The following is a 23,097-nucleotide window of genomic DNA, read 5'->3' on the forward strand; positions in this document are numbered from 1 at the left end:
CAAAAAGATTTGTCTCACTATGAATAGAGGCAAGGTCGATGCCAAAAAGGCTGGAGAATTTAGGTCTATAAACGACTATATTTCTTTGGGGGCAGGGAGCACCGTCTCATCTTGAGAGGGTGACATTTCTGAGAAGCCGTTGTCTAGAAGGTGGCGATCCAATGATCTATGGAGGGTGCATACTTAGAGACAACTTCGTGTGTCCAAAGAGCGGTGATTGCCCCTGCAAAAATATCCATTGTCCAGTGAGCACGCAGCAGTAAAACCACGGCAACTTCAAAAAGCACAATGGCGAAGGCTAACGTCGTAAAGACCGGCCCGCCCAATTGGGAAATTTCCAAAGCTCCCAGAACAGCCAAAGCAGTGTGCCCAGAGAAGAAAAGATCATTGGAAACACCGTAGGTCACAAAAAGAGACGGAACCCCGGGATTCCGCCAGATCATGCCTTCCGGTGTTGGCAGAACAGTGATGGCCTGATTGACTTGTCGCAAGGTAAAGAGAACCAGCAGCGCCAGCAAAGGGCGAATGCTAGGCCCCAGTAAAGTCTGAGCAATCAGATAGATTCCCACAGCATCAATCACCAAAGAGCTGGAAATCAAAAGGCCGTTGGCCACTTTCGGGGCTTGATTCAGGTATTGGCTCCAACGCTCTGTCAGGATATGGAAGTAGTCCCCGATACGATCTTTAAATGGCATGTGGCGCTGGCCAAGAAGTTTTTGGGTGAAAAGCCACATACCCACAGCCGCCACAGTCAGTCCGATTTTTATTGCGATGGTCATACTTTCAATCCTGAGTTGATAAACTGACTTACCTGTTCCAAAACCCATTTTGGATCATCCAAGGTTAGATCATGTCCTGCTTCGGGGTGTCTGACCAGCGGTAGATTCCAGTTGCTGGCGATTTTCTCGGAACATTCCGGATGAACCACGCGATCTTTGGCTGATGAAAGAACCAGAATCGGAGCCGGTGGTTCTTTTCTTTGGCGCACCTGCGTGGCAAGACCCAACTGCCAAAGGAAGTTGGCAGGCCGAACGGGAAGCTCCTGGCTGCGGGCGCCCCAGTGTTGTGCCAGAGTGCTGACTGATTCCTGTGATGTCTGTGCGGTGGTCATGCGAATAATCATTTCTTCGCGTTTATGCAGGTTTCTTTGCAGAGCTGACTGAAAAATGCGTCCGAAGGAATAGGGAGTCATGCGCTTGTAGAATGGAGAATTATTCAGGCTGGCGTTAATCAGAATCACCGCCGCGACCTCTTCGCTATGTCGATGGGCCCACTCCAGCGCCAGCATGCCGCCTAAAGAAAACCCAAAAAGAATCTTCTTTCCGTCTGTTGGGGCCTGTTCACGCAGAGCTTGGATATTCTTGGACAGGCTTAGTGGGGTTTTGTGACTATTCAGACGACCATTTCCAAGAATGTCGGCGGTGTGAAAGTGGTCTTGAGGAAAGTGTTCCTGCAATTGGGGAAGGAAGTTCCACCAATGGTAAGATTCACTCATGATTCCTCGAATTAGCACCCACTGCCGTTGCATCAGAATTAGACCTTCTTTCCCAAGAAAAAATAATAGAACTCGCTGTACGGGTCAAATCCACAAGGAGCGCGTCAAAGGAGCAGCTTTTGACAAAGCTTCGTTCTGCAAATAAATCTTCCTAAGACACAGGCGGGGATGACCATGAATGCAGAGACCTTCTATCGCGAAGCACAGACTTTCCTTGAGCAGCTTTTCTTAAGGCTGTCTGGTCAAAATGTGACTTTTGAAAGGCACTGGCAGATAGACCATCTCTGCTACCGGGCGTCTTCTTTGCAATCCTATGAAAGCTTTAAAAAGTCTTTTGAAGGATTTGCCGATCTGTTGATTGAAAGTGATGTCAATGGCCGTCCTATTGCCACTTACAAATTAAGTAAGCCTGTACACTTTAAGGACTGGAGCATTGATGTTGTGGAATTGCCTGCGCCGAAGCCGGGCAAAGTCACTATCGAAGGTTTTGAGCATCTGGAAGTGGTCAGTGATCTGACTTTTGTGGAACTAAAATCCCGTTATCCTCAATGCGAGTTTAACGAATCCGGTCTGAAGAAAGACTTCAATCAGGAACTTGAAATAAATCTGGCACCGCTGGCCCTCAAGTTTCATCCCTTGTCTCTGGAATCCGTTATTCGTTTGGAGAAAAACGCGGAAATCCATAAAGCCATTAAAGAATCTCAAATTCTAAAGCTATTCAGCGCTTATGAGCCGCGCATCGTCGGTACATTCCCTTTGGATCTTGCTGTGAGCGGTTCCGATGTGGATGTTCTGCTATATGCGGACGATTTGGATTCTTTACAGAAAGAGTTTCAGCAGCATTTAGGGGTTTTCACTGACTTCAATATGAAAAGACTTACAGTGAGCGGCGTGGATTCTGTCGTGGCATCTTTCACATTCAAAGATGTTCCGTTTGAAATTTTCGCGCAGCCCACGCCAACGTCCCATCAAACAGCCAACAGACACTTCCTTGTTGAAGAACGCCTGCTTTGTCTTGGGGGCGCTGCTTTTCATGGAAAAATTCAAGAGCTTAGAAAGCAAGGTCTTAAAACCGAACCCGCCTTTGCCGCGGCGTTGGGTTTAGGTGGAGATGCATATGCTGAGCTTCTGTCTTTACAAAAGCTCAGCGAAAGTCAGTTGAAAGAGCGGTTTTCTTTCTAAAACCACTTCTTATGCTCGATGATCAAACAGCGGTTGGAAACAACTTTGATTCCGGCCTTTTCTGCGCGCTCTTCGGCTTCGGGGTTTGTGATACCCAGCTGCAGCCACAGGACTTCAACGCCTCCGACAGCCAGAACCTCATCGACCACCTCGGGGATACGATCTGAACTTCTGAACACATCCACGAATCTGCGGTATTCCGGTGGAATGTCCTTTAACGATGAATAGATTTTAAAACCACCCACATCATGGGCTTTTGGATAAGTGCCGACGACGTCCCAACCGTGGTCTTTCATGTAGGCCGGAACGTAGTGGCTGGGCTTGGTCGCATCGGGGCTAAGCCCATAGACTGAAAATTTACGATATTTTTCCAACAGGGCTTTGAATTCACTGTCTTGAACATTCATGGGTGCTCCTTAATAGATCCACTATAGAACACCACAGAGCGATCGAAAACGCCAACTCAACTGTTTCTTATTGTGGTCTATTGGTAAAAACATTTTGGCCAAGATTGAACATTTGTGGGAATTATACCAATAATGCCTGATAACAGTGTTTTGATAGGGGAGACAGGATGGTTCCTAGCAGCCGCTTTGCCTTGGTGTTGATATTTGGATTTCTCGTGAGTGCCTCGGCTGTCTATACTGCTCTTCAGCAAAAAACTTTGCCTCAGTCTTTATCTGTCGGCGATCAAATCAATACCAACAGCGGCAGTATCACTTTAGAAGCAACCGATCTGATTCCCGAACCGGGGGATCTTGGAAAAAAAGCAGATCTGGCCCGGTTCTTTGAGCGTCAGGATCTAATTCTGGCGGCAAGCGCTGATTTGGGTTTCCCTGATCGCAAGCTGGCGGATTTGCCAGCGTTGTTTTGGTTGCAGATTTTTGTGGGAATGGGGTCGTTGATTATTTCCGGCAGTATCTGGGCTTTGCGGCCTCGTGATCTTGCCAGCGGTCTTTTTGCGTTCAGTGGTCTTTCGACATTTATTTCGGCAGTGCCGTCGGCCGTCTATACAACACGAGAGCTGGCGATCCATTCAAATGTTTTTATCGTCTTAGAGGCCTTTAATGCCCTGGGTGCTTGCCTTTTCGGGGTCAGCATTCTGGCTCTGTTTATGATCTATCCAGTGCGTTTAAGATTCTGGCGTCAGATGGCGCTGGCACAAGCGGTCTTTTTTATTGCCTGGGTCGGTTTATATCTGCTGAATGTTTTGCCTGACTGGGCCAATGTATCGCTGATGATTGCCGTCGAGATGCTGACTATTTGCATCGCCATTGGTGCGCAGTTCTTCGCTACAAAAAAAGATCCCACCTCCAGAGCATCTCTTACATGGCTGGGGTTGTCGGTTTTGATAGGGGCCGGAGCCTGGGTGATCTTTAATACGCTGCCACTGTTGATGAAGATGCAGCCTTTGAATCAAGGTTATGCCTTTTCATTCTTCCTGATTATCTATTTGGGTTTGGCAGCGGGGCTGACGAAGTATCGCCTGTTTGAGGTTGGTCAGTGGGCCTTCCGATTCCTTTTCTATGCTGTGGGGGCGATGATCTTGGTGGCCTTGGATGCGGCTTTGATCTATGTGCTGGGGATGGAGCGTTTGCCGGCATTGGGTTTGGCACTCTTGGCGATTGGTTTTGTCTATCTGCCATTGCGGGATTCCCTGTGGCGTCTTTTTTCCAAAAAGCAAAGACTGGAAACCCACGAACTGCTGGCGGAATCCCTGCACGTTGCGTTTGCTCCATCTGTTCCGCAAAGAGAAGAGCGTTGGCAAAATCTGTTGCGTAAACTTTTTGATCCACTAGAGCTAAAGCCCGCTATTGGTGAAACTCGTGAAGTGGAAATTAAAAAAGACGGTCTGACTTTGATTTTGCCAGCTGTGGCCAGCGCACCAGCGATGGAGCTGAGTTATCCGTGGTCAGGAACGTCACTGTTTAATTCAAGTTCCAAGGATCTTGCCAGGGAAATTGTGCATCTGATTGAAGAAGCTGAATCCAGTCGTCAGGCTTACGATCGTGGTGTGGCGGAAGAACGCCGTCGCATGGCGCAGGATCTGCACGACGATGTAGGCGCGCGTTTGCTGACAGGGCTTTATATGGCGGATGATAATCTGCGACCGACGCTGCAAGGGGCGATCTCTGACATTCGTTCGATAGTCAGTGGCATTGCGGGTGAAAAAGTCATGCTGATGCGTCTGCTGGCCGATTTGCGCCACGAAACCGAACGTCGTCTGACTGCTGTAAACATTGAGCTGGACTGGCCGGTGTTTGAAGGGCCTCAAAGTGAAAACCTGTTGGACTATCGCCAGCATAAAGCCATGGGCTCTGCCTTACGCGAAGTGATCAGCAACGTGATTCGTCATGCGGAGGCGGAAAAAGTAAGGGTGCTCATTGAAGCGCAAGGAGAAAGCCTTATTATTCTGATCGAAGATGATGGAAAGGGCATCGGCTCTGCGGCAGAGTCTGAAACCCGAAATTCGGGGTTTGGCATGGGAAGTCTGCAAAGACGTCTTGAAGACATTGGTGGTCGTTTCCATGTGAATAGTTCCGGTAAAGGAACACAAATTTCTTTGACGATTCCTTTCGATCTTTCCTGATTTTGTGTATATTGGCTCTATGAGCGAAGTGAAGAATCTTTGTTTGCTGGTTGAGGATCAACCAAAAACGCAGGAATTTCTAGTTAAGGCCATGAATCAGGTGTTCCCAGAGACACAGGTCTTTGCATGCACTCATCTGAAGGAAGCAAAGAACTGGCTGGATCAGATGGTAAATTCGGATCGCAAGGATTTGTTCAGGATTGCTCTGGTGGATTTGGGGCTTCCGGATGGTTCGGGAATTCAACTGGTTAAAAAGCTTCGCGATCAGTTTCCTGAAGTATTAAGTGTGGTGGTGACGATTTACCACGATGACGCCCATTTGTTCGAGGCTTTATCCGCAGGGGCTTCCGGCTATATTTTAAAAGATGAAAATGTCGAGATGATCGCTGGAATTTTAAAACGAATCCAGAATGGCGAGCCCCCATTGTCTCCGGCAATTGCTCACAGACTTATCAGCCATTTTAGAATTCCTGAAACTGCAAAAGGCAGGGATGTTGATTTAACCGCACGCGAAAGTGAAACCTTGGCGTTATTGGCAAAGGGCTTCACCGTGGCCGAAGCCGCTGGGAAGATGGGACTGAGTGCTCAGACAGTGGCAGGATATGTGAAAATCATCTATCAAAAACTGCACATATCCAGCAGAGCCGAAGCCACGCGCGAAGCCATCCGCCGCGGGCTGGCTTAGTTTCTATTCAGACTTTTTTTCAGTCAGGAAAACCAAAAAGGCCAAGGCGGGCATGGCAAATCCCACCCACGCAGTCAGATTCCAGCCACCTCGGGCATAGGACCAGGCTCCCAGTGTGGACCCGATGGCGCCACCTACAAAAATAGTGGCGATAAAAAGACCATTTAGTCGGCTGCGATATTCTGCCTGTAAAGAAAAGATTGCGCGCTGACCCAGCACCAGATTTGCTGTAATCCCGGCATCCAGTAAAATAGCAGATACCACCAAGGACGCCAAAGCTGCCACTGATCCCGCAGAGAAAACATGGCTTAACAGGAAAGATCCTGCGGAAATAAGCATGGCCATCTTTGTGGCTTTCTGACTCCAGCCTTTATCAGCAGCCCAGCCCGCAAGTGGAGCGGCAATGGCACCGGAAACACCGACCAAGGCAAAGACAGCAATGGCTGTTTGGGAAAGATTGAAATCCGGTCCTGCCAGAAGCAGGGGACTTGCTGTCCAAAAAAGACTGAAGGCTCCAAACAGAAAAGCCTGATAAAGCGCGCGACGACGCAGGATGGGAGTTGTCAGATAAAGATGTCCCATGGATTTAAGCAAAGTCCCATAGCGCAAATCTTTATTGGAAGGCGGACGTGGTGGTAAAACAAGATAAAGCACCACTGCAAGGATCGTCATCAAAACGGCGGACAAGACAAACACTGCATGCCAAGAAAAAAGATCTGTCAGCAGACTTGCCGTGGGACGTGAAAGCATAATGCCGATCATAAGACCGCTCATCAGGCTTCCGACCACCTGCCCGCGGCGCATTTCAGGTGCAAAGTGTGCAACATAGGGAACAATGATTTGCACTGTCGATGCGCCAAGGCCGGTTGCAAAGGCTGCGATAAAATAAGGAATCAAGCGGGTGGAGAACGCCAATCCTAACAATCCAAAAATGGTCAGTGCCAGCATCGTCATGACCAGGCGACGGTTTTCCAGCATGTCCCCCAGTGGCACCATCATCAGGACGCCCAGGCCATATCCCACTTGGGTCAGTGTGACCACCAAGCCCGCCGCTTCCGGTGCAAGTCCCAGTGCCTGACTGATCATGGCGACAATCGGTTGCGCATAATACAAATTGGCGGCGATGATGCCGACGGCAGCGGCCAGCAGAAGAACCAGTCCTCGAGACAGAGGGGAGTCAGAAGAAGTTGTCATAGCCAATAACTACGCTTGTCTGTGAACAGGGGCAAGACAAGGTTTTAATTTTACGACTTTCTGATTTGAACGCGACTTCGTCTCGGATCAGTTATTGTTTTAAACAAAGATTTTATTAAATATTATCGATTTTCAAAAAGAAAATCCGTTTAGTAGCTTGAAAGTTCTGGAGGTATTAAATGAAATGTCCAAACTGTAAAGAGCCGAATCTTGTAATTTCCGAACGTAAAGGTATTGAGATCGACTATTGCCCTGAATGTCGTGGCATCTGGCTGGATCGCGGAGAGCTTGATAAAATCATCGAACGATCTCAGGAATTTGAAAGTAAAAAAGAAGAGCCCTCTTATCACCCACATCAGTCCGGTCCCTATCAGCAAAAGCCTTACAAACGCAGAAAATCTTTCCTTGAAGAGCTTTTCGATTAGACCTGAACAAAATCAAAGCGAAGAGTCCAGTGTGCTTTTGCACTGGAATTTTCTTTAGCAAGACTTAGTAAGGCATTTTAGCAAAGCGTGCGAATCATCTACCTGTCAGATTCGGCATTGGTTACCTTGGCGGTGAAGGAACTTTAACCAACGCTCGAATCGCAGGAGGATGATATGCGTTTTGTTACAGGCTTTCTTTTATTTTCATTTGCTCTCAGCGCAGCACAAGGGACTCATGCCTTTGTGATGACTGATGCCATCACAGCACCAGCGCCTTTGGAAGGGCCTGTTGTCGTCCCTGAACATGATGATCCGCAGCCTCCGGGTTGGTCTGCTTGGGCCAGTCTTGGCGGTGTTGGGACATCAGACCCCGCATCGTGTTCACGGGGAAATTATCGTACTGATCTTTTTGTGCGCGGTACGGACAATGCTCTTTGGTATCGGGCATGGAACGGAACTTCGTGGAGTTCATGGACTTCACTGGGTGGATTTCTGACATCATCTCCAGCAGCGGCTTGCTGGGGCCCCAACCGTATCGACGTGTTTGTTCGGGGAGGTGACAATGCGCTCTGGCAGCGCACTTTCCGTCACGGAGTGTGGCAGCCTTGGGTTTCCTTGGGTGGATTTTTAACTTCAGGACCGGCAGCAGCAACGTGGTCCGGTGGTCGTTTGGATGTCTTCGTTCGAGGTGGCGACAATGCTCTTTGGCACAAATGGTTTACGGGAAATACCTGGTCGGGGTGGGAGTCTCTGGGCGGCATTCTAACTTCAGACCCTGCCGCGGTTTCATGGGGAGCAAATCGCATTGATGTCTTTGTCAGAGGTACAGACAACGCCCTCTGGCATATCTGGTATGCGGGTGGCTGGTCCGCATGGGAATCTTTGGGCGGTGTTTTAACGTCGTCACCGGGAGTTTCTTCCTGGGGCAGTGGACGGTTGGATGTGTATGTGCGGGGAACTGACAATGCCCTTTGGCACAAATGGTTCAGTGGTTCGTGGTCCGGTTGGGAATCTTTAGGTGGGGCTTTGACGTCAGGGCCGGATGCCAGCTCTTCGGCGAAGAATCGCACATTGGTTTTCGTTTTGGGTACGGACAGTGCGGTTTGGTATCGCTCTTACAAACAATAAATATAAAAAAACTCCCTGAGATGTCTCAGGGAGTTTTTATTTTCTACTGACCCGGCATCACAAAGTGCAGGTGCGCCCCCGGTCCCAGAGGCAATCCCAGCCAGATCCACGCAAACAGCAGCAGTGACCAAAAAATGGTGAAAGCGATCGAGTACGGCAGCATCAAAGCAATCAAAGTTCCGATACGCGCTTTTGGATCATATTTGTTGGCAAACGCAAGAATCAGAGGAAAGTAAGGCATCAGCGGGGAAATAATATTCACCACAGAATCGGCCACACGATAAGAGGCTTGCGTTAGCTCCGGGGCGATTCCCAAAAGCATGAACATCGGAACAAAGACCGGGGCCATCAGCGCCCACTTTGCCGAAGCACTTCCCAAAAACAAATCCACCACGCAGGTCAGAATAATAAATCCAATCATCAGAGGAATCGCACTCAGGTGCATGTCCTTTAAAACTTCAGATCCCTTGACTGCAAGAATCAATCCCACATTGGAGGAGTTGAACAAGGCGATAAACTGAGCTGCAAAGAAAACCATCACCAGATAGGGCGCCATTGTGACCATGGAATCCTGCATGGCAGTGGTGACATCCGTTTGGGACTTAAAGGTCTTTGAAGCAAATCCATAGGCAACCCCCGTCAGAGCGGCAAGGAAAAAGACCATCGGGATAATTCCCATCAAAAAAGGAGAGTTCAGCAAGGAACCATTCTGAGCATTGCGCAGAAAACCATTTTCAGGAACAGTTCCCCAAAGCACCAGACCAACAAAAATAAAGAACACAATCCCGGCCCAGCGCAGTCCTTTTCGTTCATAGGCATTTAAAGGCTCTGGTGAAGTGTGTTCTGCAGAACCCTTATACTGACCCAGAAACGGAATGGTGATTTTTTTAGCCACCAAAGTTCCCACGCCGATAATCAGGATGGAAGACACGGACATGAAGTACCAGTTCACAACCGGAGTCACCACGTAGGCGGGATCAATAATTCGTGCAGCTTCCTGAGACAAACCGGACAGAACCGGGTCCGCCACGCTTAGCATAAAGTTGGCGGCAAATCCCCCGGAAACTCCGGCAAAGCAGATTGCAAGACCTGCCAAAGGGTTTAAACCTGCGCTATGAAATGCCATGGCGGAAAGAGGAATCAATAAAACATACCCGATGTCGCCCGCAGTGTGGGACATGATTCCGGCAAGAAGAACAGCTGGGACCAGCAACTGTTTTGGGGATTTCAAAACCAGCAAACGAAGCAGGGCCCCCAGAAGACCACTTTTTTCCGTCAAACTGAAGCCCAGCATAGCCACCAGCACTGTTCCCAGCGGGGCAAAGCCTGTGAAATTCTTTAGCATGTCTGTTAGAAGCATGTGCAGACCCTGAACAGACAGCAGATTGACGGCTGTTATAGTTTCTTTTTTGACCGGATGAACGGCTTCAACCCCCAGTCCGCTGATAACTGCCGAAAGCAGAATCACCAGAATGGTCAGAAGCAGGAACATCAAGGCAGGCTGTGGCAGGGCATTTCCCGCTTTTTCCACTTTCAGCAGAAACTTATACAGTGGACCTGACTCGATAGAATTTTCTGAATTCGACATGTGACTTTTCCCCCTCACGAAAGTATAGCTTAAAGGGACGTTATGCAGGCAACCACCGATTTCTCAAAAAAAGTTTTAAGCTTCATCAAAAAGATCCCGCGCGGGAAAGTGGCCACCTACGGGCAGATTGCGGCGTTGGCAGGAAAGCCGCAAGGTTCGCGAGGGGTGGCGTGGCTGTTGCACTCATGTAGTGAAAGTCATCAGCTTCCCTGGCAAAGAGTTCTTAACTCCAAAGGTAAGATCTCTTTCCCTCCGGGAACGGCAGAATTTAAAAAGCAAAAGAAGTTACTGGAAAGTGAAGGTGTGGAGTTTTCAGACTCCAACCAGATTGACATGAAGCGTTTCCAGTGGAAGCAAAAAGCCAGGGTTCCGGCCAAGGACTTGCGACGACCGACCATGTTTAGCGGGCGTTGATAGAATCTTGTCGAACTCTGGGCCCGAATGTATTAGGTTGTGTCTATGGAAAATACGAACTGCTGTGTCTGTCAAAAACCCAAAGCCACTCTTCAATGTGGAGCTTGCAAAGAAGCTGTCTGTAAGAACTGCGCCCAGTTTCTGGAAGAAGGAAGCTTTTCGTTCCTGAAGGAAGTTCCGGAGCTGTTGTCTCACGGAGCTTACTGCGGGCCGTGCTTTGATGCGAAGATTGTTCCGGAAATGGAAGCCTATAATGACACGATTGAAGCAGCGAAAAACATTGCTGTTTTTATGAAGGCGCAAAGCAAGGAAACCCGCAATTTTTCCCGCAAAGAAAAGCCTTTAAAAGTGGCGGATTGTGAAGACCGCGAAGAGGCCCTGTTGCGTTTGGCCTTTATGGCGGTGAAGGCTGATTTTAATGCTCTGATTGACGTGGAGATTTCTTATGAGAAGGTGCGTGCTGCCGGATCATATAAAACCCATAAGTGGAGTGGTACGGGAATCCCGACCAACTATCACGGACGCCGTTAAGGAAAAGGGTCTTCACAGGAAGACCCTTTTTTATTTTCAAACTATTGCACAGTGATCCAGACATTGTATTTACCATATTGACGTACCAGACGGTTGAAGACATATCCATTGTCGGGGTGCATGCGGATGCAGCCGTGTGAAGCTCTGGTTCCCAGTTTGGACCAGTTTCCCTGAGGTGTGCCATGCAGGGCAAAACCACCGGTGATAAAGACGGCATAAGGCATGTTGCCCAGGCCCTTGTAGTCCCCGCCGGGATATTTACCAGAGGTATAGCGGTCATAGATACGGCCATCAGGGTGACGGTCAAAGTTCGGAGTGCCATATCCTGACATGCCTGTGGAAACCAGCCATGATCCACGCAAGCTGCCGTTGACATACAGATACATGCGTTGAGTGGACTTCACAACTTGTGCCCAGACAGCACAAGTGTTGCGGGAACAACTGGCAAATCCAATAATGTCGTCGATAAAGCTGTCAGGAAGGTGGGAAGGTTGTCCTGTTTCCTCTTCATAGATTCTATCGAACTCCTCCAGTACTTGTTCGATGTTTGGATCAAAAGGATTGATCTCCTCGATCACATGGGGTTTGTGATTTCTCATTGCTTCGGCGGGCTCTGCCTGTGCGGTGCCGATTGTCAAAAGTAGCAGAGCGGCGATTAAGCCTGTTATTTGCTGTAGTGTTTTCATGCCACACCTCATCTGTTGTGAGTTGTACTTGTCCTCATTGTACTTTGTGGGGACAGAAATCTAAAAAAATCAGTACAGATAAAGACATGTAACAGGGGAACTGTGATAGATTGGAAAGACTTGGATACTGAAGTCGTGCTGAAGAATCCGAGGCATTTCGTATTGGGGAAGGATGCCCCGGTCCGAAGTTTTAAAAGGCGGGTTTTGTGGAACTAAAAAACTATCATGATCAGACTGTTTATCGTCAGCATTGTCCGGTGTGTATTCAGCCTCAGACAGGATGTTACTGCCAGCACATCAAGCCGTTTGATCCGTGTATCAGTTTTGTGATTTTGATTCATCCCATTGAATTGCGCCGTCGAATTGCCACCGGGCGAATGTCGCATCTTTGTTTGCAGCATTCATATTTGATTTCCGGTCAGGACTATTCCAGTCATGAAATTGTTAACCAGCTGATCAATGATCCTGAGCGCCACTGTGTGATTTTGTATCCGGGATCAGATTCCTTGAATCTTTCACTGATGCCTGCGGGTCGTCGTGACGGGCTGGCTCCATTGGGAAAGAAGCTGACAGTCTTTGTGATTGACGGGACCTGGGCGACAGCCAAAAAGATGATGCGCGAAAGTCAGAATCTTGGATCGTTACCGCAAATTTGTTTTTCTCCTGAAAAGCCCTCGGCCTTCCGTGTACGTAAACAGCCTTCCGATTTCTGTTATTCCACGATAGAGGCCATCCATCAGACCATTGAATTATTGGGTGACAGTCGGGGATTTAACACAGCCCTCAGGCAGCATGATAATCTGTTGCAGGTTTTCGATGTTTTGGTGGAACGTCAGCTGGATTATCTGAAAACGTCTGAAGAAAAAAATGGGGCCTTTAACTCCCGTCGAGAAGGAAAAAGGCCCGCACAAACTCTTACTTTAGAAAACGAGCGTGATGCTTGATGTGTGCTTCGATAAAGGTCGCAATAAAGTAGTAGCTGTGATCGTAGTCTTCAGCAAAGACCACTTCCTGTTCCTGACCCTGCTTCTGACAGGTTTCCACCCAGTTTGGTGTCAGAAGCTGACCGTTTAGCAGGAATTCATCTTTGGTGCCCTGATGAATCAGAATTTTATGGGCATGTTTTTTTCCGATTTTCAAAAGCTCGCAGGCATCATAGGGTTTCCATGCCGTTTGATCTGCACCCAGATAGCCTTGGAAAGCTTTCTGACCCCAAGGGGCCTGCGTGGGATTCACAATCGGGGAAAAGGCTGAAACGGATTTGAATTTGTCGGACTCGCGCAGTCCTATCACCAGAGCGCCATGTCCCCCCATGGAATGACCCATAATAGATATCTTGGCGATTTTGAAATGATTCTGAATTATGCCATACAATTCATTTACGATGTAACTGTACATGCGATAGTTTGTCTTATAATCCGCAGTTGTTGCATCCACATAGAATCCGGCGCCAGAGCCAAAATCATAAGCATCATGTTCCCCGGGCAGATTTAGACCGCGAGGGGAGGTGTCCGGAGCAATCACCATCAGATTGTTTTCCGCCAGGTACTTTTGAGCTCCGGCTTTGGTGATAAAGTTTTCCTCTGTGCAGGTCAGCCCGGAAAGCCAGATAATACAGCCTTCCACCTTTCCTTGAGGGATAAAGGTGGAAAACTTCATTTCTGTTTTGGTTTCCTGGGATTCGTGAGACCAAAATTGGGTCAGCCCCTCGAATGTCTTATGCGTCTTAAGCACTTTCATCGTTTTATCCTTTAGAATGTGACAACGCTACGAATGGCCTTGCCTTCTTTCATGTACTGGAAGGCTTGATTGATTTCTTCCACAGGCATGGTGAAGGTGACCAGATCATCCAGATTGATTTCGCCGGACATGTATTTTTCAACGTATCCCGGAAGTTCGGTACGGCCTTTCACGCCACCGAACGCAGAGCCCTTCCACACGCGTCCTGTTACCAGTTGGAATGGACGAGTTGAAATTTCCTCTCCTGCGCCAGCTACACCAATGATGATAGATTGGCCCCAGCCTTTATGGCAACATTCCAAAGCCTGACGCATCAACTGAACATTTCCGACACATTCAAAGGAATAATCAACCCCACCATCAGTCATTTTGACGATGGCTTCAACGACGCTGCCCTGGATATCTTTTGGATTTACGAAATCGGTGGCGCCGAACTTCTTCGCCATTTCAAATTTATCATTGTTAATATCAACGGCGATAATACGGCTGGCCTCGGCCATTTTTGCACCTTGAATGACAGACAGACCAATCCCGCCGATACCGAAGACGGCTACGGTGGCACCCTTTTCGACTTTGGCAGTGTTTAGCACCGCTCCGATTCCCGTTGTTACACCGCAACCCAGAAGGCAGACTTTGTCCAGCGGAGCTTTTTCATCGACTTTCGCCAAAGAGATTTCCGGCACAACTGTGTATTCGGCAAAGGTGGAAGTTCCCATATAGTGGAAGATGGGTTTACCGTCTTTGGAGAAACGGGAGGTTCCATCCGGCATCAGGCCTTTGCCCTGTGTTTCGCGGATGCGCTGACAAAGATTTGTTTTTCCGGAAAGACAGAATTTACAAGTGCGGCACTCAGGGGTGTAAAGAGGAATTACGTGATCGCCTTTTTTCAATGTCGTTACGCCTTCACCGACGGCCTCAACAATTCCAACACCAACCCGTACCACTACTCCGGTGGTTTCACCAACACCTTCGATTACTCCATCACCGGGAACTTTTGGACTTCTTTGGTCGTGCATTCAAGTATGTCGTGGTCGATGTCGGGACGGATCTGGGCCCTGCCCAGATGGCCGTTTTACAGGAAGCCACGGCGATCATGATCGTCACAACACCGGAAGTTCTGGTGGTGACACAGACTCAACGTTTGGTGAACGAACTGCTTTCTGCAACATTCCCGAAAGACATGTTCCAGTTGGTGATCAACAAAGCGTCCCCAACAGGGCTGTCGCCGCAGACGATTTCCAATCAGCTGCAACTGCCATTCCTGGGCATCATTCCCCAGGATGAAGCCACCTCCATGATGTCTTTGCAAAAATATACGCCGTTTGTGATTTCGTCTCCGAAAGCGCCGATCACTGCGGCTTATTACGATGTGGCGCGAAAACTGACCTGCAAGTGGAGCTGGATTTTGAAAGCCGTATTGTGGACATCATTGAAAAGAAGTTTGATGTGGCCATCCGTATAGGGCATTTGAAAAACTCATCCTTAATGGCGCAGAAGATTGCCACCCGTCGCGAGTATATCTGTGCTTCACCAAAGTATCTGGAGCAGCATCGTTTGCCGCTGGTCCCTGAAGATCTGTCTGATCATAATTGCCTTTCCGGCGGTCAGGGATCATGGACCTTTAAAAAATCGGGAAAGACAGTTTCCGTTCCGGTGAAGGGAAACTTTAAAACGAACAACCCCAGAGTTCTTTTGAAAGCCGCTTTGGATGACTTGGGGATTGTACGCCTGCCGGGGTCTTATGTGTCCACAGAGATTAAGGAAGGAAATCTGATTTCACTGCTAGAGAAGTACAGCGAAGGCAGCAAAGATATTTGGGTTGTGACACCGACTCGCAATAAGCTCAACACGAACGTGAATGTCTTTGTCGAGGAACTTAAAAAGTCCCTCGACCGGGATTATTCAGGGGCGCAGTTCTAAGAATTTGTCTGAACGGCTTTGGCCGCCAGATATTCTTCGTAAGAAATATGGTTGTCGTAAATAACCGTGTCATCAATTTCGATAATACGATTGGCAACGGTTTGAATCAGTTCATGGTCATGTGAAGTGAAGATCACAGTGCCTTTGAAGCGGCTTAAGCCTTCGTTCACGGCGGTGATACTTTCCAGATCCAAGTGATTCGTCGGTCCATCCAGAATCAGAATGTTAGAACCGGACAACATCATCTTGGAGAACATACAGCGCACTTTTTCGCCCCCGGAAAGAACCTTGGGCTGTTTCAGTGCATCGGAACCACTGAACAGCATTTTTCCCAGGAAACCACGCAGGAAGGTTTCATCTTTTTCAGTCGAGAACGGACGCAACCAGTCCACCAGTGTTTCCTCGTTGCCGCCGAAATACTTGGAGTTGTCTGTTGGGAAATAGGAAATGGATGTGGTGATACCCCAGTTGAAAGAACCTGAATCCGCTGCCATTTCGCCGGACAGAATTTCCAGAAGCAAAGTTTTTGCCAGATCGTTTCGGCCCAGCAAAGCAACCTTGTCGCCTTTTTTCAGGGTGAAGCTGATATTCTTCAGCAGGGTTTCACCTTCCCAGGTCTTGGTGACTTTATCCACGGTCAGAATATCGTTCCCCAGTTCGCGCTTGATATCAAAGCCGATGAACGGTTGTTTGCGTGAAGACGCTGGCAGATCGTTGAACTCCAGCTTTTCCAACTGCTTCTGACGGGAAGATGCCTGCCGGGATTTGGAGGCATTGGCGCTAAAGCGGGCGATAAAGGCCTTAAGCTCTTCGGCTTTATCCGCGCTCTTTTTGTTTTGATCGGCACGCAGGCGTTGATTCAGTTCGCTGGATTGTCTCCAGAAATCATAGTTCCCGCTGTAAGTGGTGACTTTGCCGAAATCGATGTCCGCGATATGAGTGCAGACTTTGTTCAGGAAGTGACGATCGTGCGAAATCACGATGACTGTGTTTTCAAAAGTTTCCAGGAACTGTTCAAGCCACTGGATCGCATAGATGTCCAAGTGATTCGTCGGCTCATCCAGCAATAGAATATCCGGGCGGCCAAACAGGGCTTGCGCCAAAAGAACTTTCACTTTTTCGCCGCCAGTCAGCTCTTTCATCAGTTTGCTGTGCAGTTCTTCAGGAATTGCCAGTCCGGCCAGCATCACAGCGGCTTCGGATTCAGCCTCCCAGCCATTGAGTTCGGCAAATTCTGTTTCCAGCTCAGAAGCGCGCACACCGTCGGCTTCGGAAAAGTCCGGCTTGGCATAAAGGGCGTCTTTTTCTTCCATCACCTTGTACAGACGTTCATTTCCCATAAGCACGGTTTTTAGAACCGGGAACTCATCATAGGCGTAGTGGTCCTGCTTCAGGATGGAAAGTCGAAGGTCAGAGGCGATATGGACCTCGCCCGTATTGGGTTCAATTTCTTTGGAAAGAATTTTCAGGAAAGTGGACTTTCCGGCACCATTGGCGCCAATAAGGCCATAACAATTGCCCGGAGTGAATTTGACATTCACGTCTTCAAAGAGCTTTTTCCCGCCAAAACGCAAACTGACATTGGATGTGCTGATCATGAACAGAGGTCCTTTTGAAAGCTGTTTTTGTACGTGTTCCCAGAGAGAAACGCAACCCTTTCCTCCCGTCATTCAAGGCCTTGGAAAAAAACTCTTGTTTCTGGCTTGAAAAGAGCCTTTTTCGGGAGCTAAATTAGGGAATTGTTTAGGAGGAAATATGAGAACAATGTTGATGATGGCTGTGGTGCTGGTGGGTTCCGTTTCTTGGGCGCAGACAGAGACCAAAGAGTTTGATGCCAAGCTTATCCGTTCTTTGGAGCTGGAGAATATCAAGGGTGCTGTCAAGATTGAAGGTGGTCACGAGGACAAGCTGGTTGTAACAGCGGAAAAAATCGAATTCACTAAGTCCTGTGCATTGGAATTCAAACAAAAGGGTTCTGATCTGGATATCAAGATTCACCGCAAAGGTGTTTTCAAGAAGTCTGACTGTACAACAAACTTCACTATCCTGGTTCCCAAGGTGATCGACCTGGATCTTAAAAATGGCGCGGGTGATGTATCGGTCACAGGCACCAAGGGTGAAATTGATTTTAAAATCGGCGCGGGCCATTTGACCGTGGATGCTGATGTTCATGAACTGGAAGGCTCCAGCGGCAGCGGTGAAATCACAGTGAAATCTTTGGCTGGTGACGTGGATCTGAAAATGGGATCGGGTTCGGCCAAAATCACTTATGCGGCAGTTCCTGTTTCGGGCAAGTTTGATTTGAAGTCCGGCAGTGGTTCGGTCGAGTTGACGATGCCTGCGGATGCCAAATTTACCACGAGCTTTATTTCTCCGGCGGGTAAGCTGACCAATGAGATTGGCGAAACATCCGGTTCCAAGTTCAGGGTTTCTGTGAAGTCCGGTGCGGCAAGTTTGCACATTAAAAAAGCTCTGTAGTTTTAACGGAAAAGTGTATGGCCAAAAAAGTTCCGACAGGCGTGATTGAAAAACTGAACAAGGTTTCCGCAGAGTCGGTGGCCAAACACACCGGAAAAAATTGGGATCAGTGGGTGAAAATCCTGGATACGCAGGGTGCCGCCCACATGACCCACAAAGAAATCGTGGCCTTTCTGGCTAAGAAATACAAAATCAAAACCTGGTGGCAGCAGATTGTGACCTCGTCTTATGAGATTCACATCGGTCGCAAGGTTGAAGGACGCAACGACAAGGGTGAATACATGATGGCGTCCTCGCGGACGTTCTACATCGGGGCGGATGAACTGTGGGATCTTTTGGAGTCTCCGCAGGGACAGGCAATCTGGCTGAAACCGCTGTCACCGTTTAAGTTTAAGCCTAAAAATGTTTTTGAAACAGAAGACGGCGTTTTTGGTGAAATTCGCACCATGAAGGAAGGCGTGCGTCTGCGCATGACCTGGCAGGATACCGACTGGCATAAGGCCACGATCCTGCAAGTTTATCTTGGGGATCGCAGCGAAGATAAAAGTTTTCTGGTTTTTCACCATGAAAAGATCAAGGACGCCCGGACCAAGACAGCACTTAAAGAGCGCTGGACACAGGTTCTGGCCGAGCTGGCAGAGCTGACTCCGTCAAAAAGAATCTCCAGAAAAAAATAGAAACTACTTTTCGTACAAGCGTGTGCGGTCCTTGATATACGTCATCAGGGATTCGCGGGTGATGCCACGTTCGTTGATTTTTCCATCATCTGGCAGATAGGCGCTTTTCCTAAGCCAGCTTGTTACGGTTGATCTTGTTGATTTGGCTGTGGGAACAAAGCCCTGCACCAGATCCAGGCACAGCCCGCGCGCGGCCCCGCCCGAGGGGCGGAAATTGCGAGAGCTAAAGACGCTTTTCCTTGCCCAATTGTTGTTCAGATAAAGCTCGGGATAAATGCTATTTTCCATCTTTGCCCAGACTTCGCAGTATTCTGCATTGGATTGCGACGAGTTCATTTGATAGGTATAGCCTTCCATGGATTTTAGAATCCAATCTGTCATTTCGGGTTGCAGCTTTTCGGCGATTTCCACCCGCACTTTTTTAAATTTCAAAGTGGATGACCGCAGATTGGGGTCAAACAAAGCCTGCTCAACCAAATCCGGATACTGCTGCTGGTTCTGCTTTTGCCACAGCAAGGTGGCTTCGTAGTTCACACAAGAGTCAAAGAAGCTGGTTGGCAGATGTCCCAGCACGGATTCATAGAATGGCTTGCGGCAGGATTTCAAAATATAATCCTTATCGGCCTGTGACAGGCGATCGCCATTTTGTTCTATACTTTTCTGATAACTTCTGGAAATGGGCGTTCGCTGGCAGTCCCGGGTGGAAGTGTATTCCAACCCGTCATGAACCAGCAGTTTGATCAGATTGTATTTATCTTTGGATTTTTGCTTTAGCCACGATGGATTAAAACGATAGGCTGTCAGACTTTCGGCGAAGTCCTCAAAAGGATTTGTTTCGCCATAGCGGGAAACAAAAGGATGACCCTGTTTGGCTTTCTTGCGCAAAGAATCGAAGTCTCCTTTCTTGGTCTCTTTCCAGTCAGAAATGTCCAGCCAGATGGTCGAGCGATCATAGTCGGAAAACTGATTGTCAGAATGATTATGGGCAATTTCGTGGTAAAGTGAGTATTGGCGCATGATGGAGCTTTGCTCTGTCCATGAATCAAAAAGTTCTATGGTAGCATTGGCAACAACGTTACCACCGTCGTCGCCATAGGACGCGCGGGTGTAGCCGCGTTTAAAGTGGATCAGCTTTTTGTTGCTGCCAAAGGGGAGCTGGTCGGGATGCACCAGTTCCAGGGTGCGAATGACATCGGCGATTTCAGCAGCAGTGAAAGTTGAAGCATTGATAAAAGCGTAAGGCGAAGTGTTGATGTCGAACTGATCCATCAGATAAAGCATCTGCGGGCCGACTTCAGGGCCAAATATTTTCTGAACGGCACAAAGAGCTTTATTACAGGATGAGCTGATTTTAAAAGCCTGTTGGAAATTCTCGGGTGTTCCTTTGATCTTTTGTTCGGATTCTGCCGGGGCAAGCAGTCGGCTTAAGGCCAAAACCAATTCCGGTCTTTCATCTTTGATTTCAATACCAGATACGGTGTAAGTGCCTTCCTCAAAACCGGGATCCAGAGGGCGGCTTTTATAAAAGGCTGTAATGGCAGCACTGGTGGTGGGAAGTTTGTTGCGGCAGAAAGCGTTCTGAACCTGCTTTTCATTAGCGGCCCACCAGGGAAGATTGTTATTGGCCGGATGACGTTGTCCGGCTGAATAAGGCACACGGGAATAACGGGAATAACGGGAATAACGGGAATAACGGGAATAACGGGAATAACGGGAATAACGGGAATAACGGGAACAACGGGAACCACGGTAACTACGGAAACAACGGGAATAACGGAAACAACGGAAACAACGGGAATAACGGAAACAACGGGAATAACGGAAACAACGGGAACAACGGGAACCACGGTAACTACGGAAACAACGGAAATAACGGAAATAACGGAAATAACGGGAACAACGGGAACAACGGGAACCACGGTAACTACGGAAATAACGGGAACAACGGTAACTACGGAAACAACGGGAATAACGGGAATAACGGGAATAACGGGAATAACGGGAATAACGGGAATAACGGGAATAACGGTAACTACGGAAACAACGGGAATAACGGGAATAACGGGAATAACGGAAATAACGGAAACAACGGGAACAACGGGAACAACGGAACTAAGGGTAACAATGGCAATCATGGAACCAAGGGTAACCATGGCTCCACTGGGTATTCCACGGGTTATACGACCGGGTACTCCACTGGCTATTCTACCGGATATTCCACGGGCTATACGACGGGTCATTCAACCGGCCATACGACTTATAGCACTGGATATACAACGGCAACGACCTATGGTCCTGTAACAACGGTTTCAACAGCAACGACCTACGGTCCGACGTCAACCTCGACGGCCACGGTTTCAACGGCGACTTCCACTGCGACGACTCGTGGTGAAGACACTGTTTCAACTGTGACGTCAACTTCTTCAAGTTCCACGTCAACTTCCTCTTCATCGTCTTCAACAGGTGAATCCACCTCCAGTGCCAGCAGTTCATCCACTGGGTACGATGACGAAGACAAGAACGAATTCAAAGCCAAGTTGAAACCACTGTTCCACTTGAGCTTCGATTACGGTCAGTACATCGTGAACTTGACGCCTCACTTCCGCAATGTTCAGCCAAAGTCTATTGTGAAGTATGATTATCGTCCAAGCAGCGACACCCTGATTTATGGTGACTATCGCGACGGCTTCCAAAAAACCGTTTACGGTTCCATCGAAGTCGGTCTGGGCGCGCAGGTGCGCTTCTGGTTCGACAATGCAACAGGATTGCGTCAACACTTCTGGGGCTATGTCGGGGTTCTGCCAATTATGGGTAAGGAAACAGAGTCTGTTCGTTACGTCAGCACTTTGGAAAAAGCCCGCAATATGGGTGGACGCTGGCAGGTTCCTAAAGATGCCAGCGATCTTGACACATGGGATGCCGGCGACAGCATCACATACATTGGACATGGTGGAATCATCTTCTCTGCCGGGGCCGGATTCGGACCTGTGGGTGCAGGAGTGGCGAAGCTTGCCAATGGAACCTGGGAAACTTACGTGGAAAAAGTGGGCTCTGATCAGGCTTATGTGAAAATGACCAAAGGTAAGCTGAACAGCTTCTCAATGTTCACGAACGTATCCATCCTGACTTTGAGCTTGAATGAATTCCGTTATGCCGATGATGGCTTCTCGTTCCTGTTTGATCTGTCAACCGACACAGGTCGCAAGGCGTATGAAGACGTGATTCGCGGAAACGTTCTGGCTTCAGAAAACTTCGCAGCCCAGAAACCGAAAAATCTGGTGGAGCGGGCTCCGGTGCTGAAAGTGGAAACATTCCGTTCTGTCTCCACGGGTCGCGTGGTCAGCAAATCACTGTCCATTCCGATTATTTGGGACAAAACATACAGCAAAGGTAAAGTCAGCTCTTTCACAACATCCGATATGCATTTGGATCGCAACACTGCGGTCGTGCATTATGGTATCTTCTCTGATTCCGAGGACTCTCGCTTCTGGTTCAAACATAAAGAAAAAGACTTTATGTTCTATGGTGCGAAGTACTCTGTTCAGAACTGGGATAGCAAGGCCCGCATGGAAAGCATGTTCGGTACCTACTCTTATGCCTTCAAGCATGAGCAAAGTAACGGCAACCGTCTGAAGGCCGGCATCTATGCCCTTGTGAAGAAAACAGGAATTGATTCGTTGATGGTGGGTGTTCCGGATCGCGATCTGGGTTACACCGGTATCGAGTTCAACGTGAACTTCGATGACACGAATACAATGAATCTTATGAAAGCAGCCCAAAGCCTGAGTCAGGATGCCTTTATCGACAAGGCGACAGATCTGATCTATCCATACTTCAATGAACGCAATGATCCATACGACTTGTGTATGATTGATGGTGGTGGACGTCTGCCGGGCTCCTGCATGAACACAACCATTCGTAAAACAGCCGAGGCAGCAAGCAAAATGTATTATGCTCTGAAGACCATGTATAAGACCATGAATTCAGATCCTAAGGCATTTGCGGCAGCTTACGGAACCTTCGGTGAAGGCATGGCTGAAAATCTGTTCACCTTCAAGTCAGCCATGAAAATGGCCGGTCCGGGTGCGGCAATCGACTATCTGGTGGAAGGCACTCATATCAATATGTACTTCCGTGAATGGACAGTTGATAGATCCGGCAGTTGGGTTCCGGCAATGCAATCACCTAAGTACAAAGGTCTGCCATTTGAACCGGCAACTCGTCACTCGCGCGTGCGTGGCATGATCATCGGTAATTCCGATGCAGGCAAAGTTCCGCACATGAGCCCTGTGACCTTCTAGTTGTTCGAAAAAAAAGAAGGAATTGCAGAAAGGCCGCTGAAAAAATCAGCGGCCTTTTTTCGT

25 protein-coding genes are annotated in these 23,097 nt (G+C 48.5%); 13 read left to right on the forward strand and 12 right to left on the reverse strand.

The window, feature by feature from the left end; all coding sequences use genetic code 11:
* Positions 1 to 143: 143 nt before the first annotated feature.
* Positions 144 to 779, reverse strand: coding sequence for a phosphatase PAP2-related protein (locus tag EZJ49_RS06765; RefSeq protein WP_262555360.1), 636 nt, complete (start codon positions 777 to 779; stop codon positions 144 to 146).
* Positions 776 to 1,528: an alpha/beta fold hydrolase gene (locus EZJ49_RS06770; RefSeq protein WP_262555361.1), complete on the reverse strand. Its 753-nt coding sequence runs from the start codon at positions 1,526 to 1,528 to the stop codon at positions 776 to 778. The genes EZJ49_RS06765 and EZJ49_RS06770 overlap by 4 nt, the downstream gene beginning before the upstream one ends.
* A gap of 141 nt (positions 1,529 to 1,669) precedes the next feature.
* On the opposite strand from EZJ49_RS06770, the gene EZJ49_RS06775 reads away from it, so the two are divergent.
* The gene (locus tag EZJ49_RS06775) at positions 1,670 to 2,677 is read left to right on the forward strand and encodes a VOC family protein (RefSeq protein ID WP_262555362.1); all 1,008 of its coding nucleotides are present in this window, start codon (positions 1,670 to 1,672) and stop codon (positions 2,675 to 2,677) included.
* Here EZJ49_RS06775 and EZJ49_RS06780 read toward each other — a convergent pair.
* Positions 2,674 to 3,084: a CoA-binding protein gene (locus EZJ49_RS06780; protein WP_262555363.1), complete on the reverse strand. Its 411-nt coding sequence runs from the start codon at positions 3,082 to 3,084 to the stop codon at positions 2,674 to 2,676. The two genes, EZJ49_RS06775 and EZJ49_RS06780, sit on opposite strands and share 4 nt — an antisense overlap.
* A gap of 167 nt (positions 3,085 to 3,251) precedes the next feature.
* Between EZJ49_RS06780 and EZJ49_RS06785 the strand changes: the two genes are divergently transcribed.
* Together EZJ49_RS06785 and EZJ49_RS06790 are read left to right on the forward strand one after the other, a co-directional pair.
* A complete protein-coding gene (locus EZJ49_RS06785) occupies positions 3,252 to 5,267 on the forward strand; it encodes a sensor histidine kinase (protein WP_262555364.1) in 2,016 nt (671 codons plus the stop codon).
* A 19-nt stretch (positions 5,268 to 5,286) separates the two neighbouring features.
* Entirely contained in the window at positions 5,287 to 5,952 is a 666-nt protein-coding gene (locus EZJ49_RS06790; RefSeq protein ID WP_262555365.1) for a response regulator, read from the forward strand.
* Positions 5,953 to 5,955: 3 nt separating this feature from the next.
* Here the strand turns inward: EZJ49_RS06790 and EZJ49_RS06795 are convergent, their stop codons facing one another.
* On the reverse strand, positions 5,956 to 7,146 hold the full coding sequence (locus tag EZJ49_RS06795; protein WP_262555366.1) for an MFS transporter: 1,191 nt from the start codon (positions 7,144 to 7,146) through the stop codon (positions 5,956 to 5,958).
* 179 nt (positions 7,147 to 7,325) lie between these two features.
* Here EZJ49_RS06795 and EZJ49_RS06800 point away from each other — a divergent pair, with 179 nt between their 5' ends.
* Entirely contained in the window at positions 7,326 to 7,571 is a 246-nt protein-coding gene (locus tag EZJ49_RS06800; protein ID WP_262555367.1) for a zf-TFIIB domain-containing protein, read from the forward strand.
* A gap of 174 nt (positions 7,572 to 7,745) precedes the next feature.
* Complete coding sequence (locus EZJ49_RS06805; RefSeq protein WP_262555368.1) at positions 7,746 to 8,699, forward strand: hypothetical protein; 954 nt, start codon at positions 7,746 to 7,748, stop codon at positions 8,697 to 8,699.
* A gap of 43 nt (positions 8,700 to 8,742) precedes the next feature.
* Here the strand turns inward: EZJ49_RS06805 and EZJ49_RS06810 are convergent, their stop codons facing one another.
* Positions 8,743 to 10,287, reverse strand: coding sequence for an AbgT family transporter (locus EZJ49_RS06810; RefSeq protein ID WP_262555369.1), 1,545 nt, complete (start codon positions 10,285 to 10,287; stop codon positions 8,743 to 8,745).
* A gap of 42 nt (positions 10,288 to 10,329) precedes the next feature.
* Here EZJ49_RS06810 and EZJ49_RS06815 point away from each other — a divergent pair, with 42 nt between their 5' ends.
* Both EZJ49_RS06815 and EZJ49_RS06820 read left to right on the forward strand, forming a co-directional pair.
* Entirely contained in the window at positions 10,330 to 10,701 is a 372-nt protein-coding gene (locus EZJ49_RS06815) for an MGMT family protein (RefSeq protein WP_262555370.1), read from the forward strand.
* A 45-nt stretch (positions 10,702 to 10,746) separates the two neighbouring features.
* Positions 10,747 to 11,232, forward strand: a complete 486-nt coding sequence (locus EZJ49_RS06820; RefSeq protein WP_262555371.1) for a hypothetical protein — start codon at positions 10,747 to 10,749, stop codon at positions 11,230 to 11,232.
* Positions 11,233 to 11,273: 41 nt separating this feature from the next.
* Here the strand turns inward: EZJ49_RS06820 and EZJ49_RS06825 are convergent, their stop codons facing one another.
* Positions 11,274 to 11,918 (reverse strand): L,D-transpeptidase, encoded by a 645-nt coding sequence (locus tag EZJ49_RS06825; RefSeq protein WP_262555372.1) that lies wholly within the window; start codon positions 11,916 to 11,918, stop codon positions 11,274 to 11,276.
* Between the two features lie 206 nt (positions 11,919 to 12,124).
* Here EZJ49_RS06825 and EZJ49_RS06830 point away from each other — a divergent pair, with 206 nt between their 5' ends.
* The gene (locus EZJ49_RS06830) at positions 12,125 to 12,862 is read left to right on the forward strand and encodes a tRNA-uridine aminocarboxypropyltransferase (protein ID WP_262555373.1); all 738 of its coding nucleotides are present in this window, start codon (positions 12,125 to 12,127) and stop codon (positions 12,860 to 12,862) included.
* On the opposite strand, the gene fghA is transcribed toward EZJ49_RS06830, so the two are convergent.
* Both fghA and EZJ49_RS06840 read right to left on the reverse strand, forming a co-directional pair.
* Complete coding sequence (fghA, locus tag EZJ49_RS06835) at positions 12,834 to 13,658, reverse strand: S-formylglutathione hydrolase (protein ID WP_262555374.1); 825 nt, start codon at positions 13,656 to 13,658, stop codon at positions 12,834 to 12,836. The genes EZJ49_RS06830 and fghA overlap by 29 nt on opposite strands.
* 11 nt (positions 13,659 to 13,669) lie before the next feature.
* Positions 13,670 to 14,674 (reverse strand): S-(hydroxymethyl)glutathione dehydrogenase/class III alcohol dehydrogenase, encoded by a 1,005-nt coding sequence (locus EZJ49_RS06840; RefSeq protein WP_262555375.1) that lies wholly within the window; start codon positions 14,672 to 14,674, stop codon positions 13,670 to 13,672.
* Between EZJ49_RS06840 and EZJ49_RS06845 the strand changes: the two genes are divergently transcribed.
* Positions 14,653 to 15,120 carry a CpaE family protein gene (locus tag EZJ49_RS06845; RefSeq protein ID WP_262555376.1) on the forward strand — a complete coding sequence of 156 codons (468 nt, stop codon included), beginning with the start codon at positions 14,653 to 14,655 and terminating at the stop codon, positions 15,118 to 15,120. The genes EZJ49_RS06840 and EZJ49_RS06845 overlap by 22 nt on opposite strands.
* Positions 15,078 to 15,578: a substrate binding domain-containing protein gene (locus tag EZJ49_RS06850; RefSeq protein ID WP_262555377.1), complete on the forward strand. Its 501-nt coding sequence runs from the start codon at positions 15,078 to 15,080 to the stop codon at positions 15,576 to 15,578. Before EZJ49_RS06845 ends, EZJ49_RS06850 begins: the two co-directional genes overlap by 43 nt.
* Here EZJ49_RS06850 and EZJ49_RS06855 read toward each other — a convergent pair.
* A complete protein-coding gene (locus EZJ49_RS06855; protein ID WP_262555378.1) occupies positions 15,575 to 17,176 on the reverse strand; it encodes an ABC-F family ATP-binding cassette domain-containing protein in 1,602 nt (533 codons plus the stop codon). The two genes, EZJ49_RS06850 and EZJ49_RS06855, sit on opposite strands and share 4 nt — an antisense overlap.
* A 157-nt stretch (positions 17,177 to 17,333) precedes the next feature.
* Here EZJ49_RS06855 and EZJ49_RS06860 point away from each other — a divergent pair, with 157 nt between their 5' ends.
* Both EZJ49_RS06860 and EZJ49_RS06865 read left to right on the forward strand, forming a co-directional pair.
* Positions 17,334 to 18,056 carry a DUF4097 domain-containing protein gene (locus EZJ49_RS06860; protein WP_262555379.1) on the forward strand — a complete coding sequence of 241 codons (723 nt, stop codon included), beginning with the start codon at positions 17,334 to 17,336 and terminating at the stop codon, positions 18,054 to 18,056.
* Positions 18,057 to 18,073: 17 nt separating this feature from the next.
* The gene (locus tag EZJ49_RS06865) at positions 18,074 to 18,733 is read left to right on the forward strand and encodes an SRPBCC domain-containing protein (protein WP_262555380.1); all 660 of its coding nucleotides are present in this window, start codon (positions 18,074 to 18,076) and stop codon (positions 18,731 to 18,733) included.
* 3 nt (positions 18,734 to 18,736) lie between these two features.
* Here the strand turns inward: EZJ49_RS06865 and EZJ49_RS06870 are convergent, their stop codons facing one another.
* The 3 genes from EZJ49_RS06870 to EZJ49_RS06880 all read right to left on the reverse strand — a co-directional run bounded on the left by EZJ49_RS06870 (position 18,737) and on the right by EZJ49_RS06880 (position 21,251).
* Positions 18,737 to 20,167, reverse strand: a complete 1,431-nt coding sequence (locus EZJ49_RS06870) for a hypothetical protein (protein WP_262555381.1) — start codon at positions 20,165 to 20,167, stop codon at positions 18,737 to 18,739.
* Positions 20,158 to 20,886 (reverse strand): hypothetical protein, encoded by a 729-nt coding sequence (locus EZJ49_RS06875; protein ID WP_262555382.1) that lies wholly within the window; start codon positions 20,884 to 20,886, stop codon positions 20,158 to 20,160. Before EZJ49_RS06875 ends, EZJ49_RS06870 begins: the two co-directional genes overlap by 10 nt.
* 170 nt (positions 20,887 to 21,056) lie before the next feature.
* Positions 21,057 to 21,251, reverse strand: coding sequence for a hypothetical protein (locus EZJ49_RS06880; RefSeq protein ID WP_262555383.1), 195 nt, complete (start codon positions 21,249 to 21,251; stop codon positions 21,057 to 21,059).
* Positions 21,252 to 21,270: 19 nt separating this feature from the next.
* Here EZJ49_RS06880 and EZJ49_RS06885 point away from each other — a divergent pair, with 19 nt between their 5' ends.
* Complete coding sequence (locus EZJ49_RS06885) at positions 21,271 to 23,034, forward strand: hypothetical protein (RefSeq protein ID WP_262555384.1); 1,764 nt, start codon at positions 21,271 to 21,273, stop codon at positions 23,032 to 23,034.
* Positions 23,035 to 23,097: the final 63 nt, after the last annotated feature.

This window comes from Bdellovibrio bacteriovorus (assembly GCF_025558485.1).
GTDB classification, from domain to species: Bacteria; Bdellovibrionota; Bdellovibrionia; order Bdellovibrionales; family Bdellovibrionaceae; genus Bdellovibrio; species Bdellovibrio bacteriovorus_G.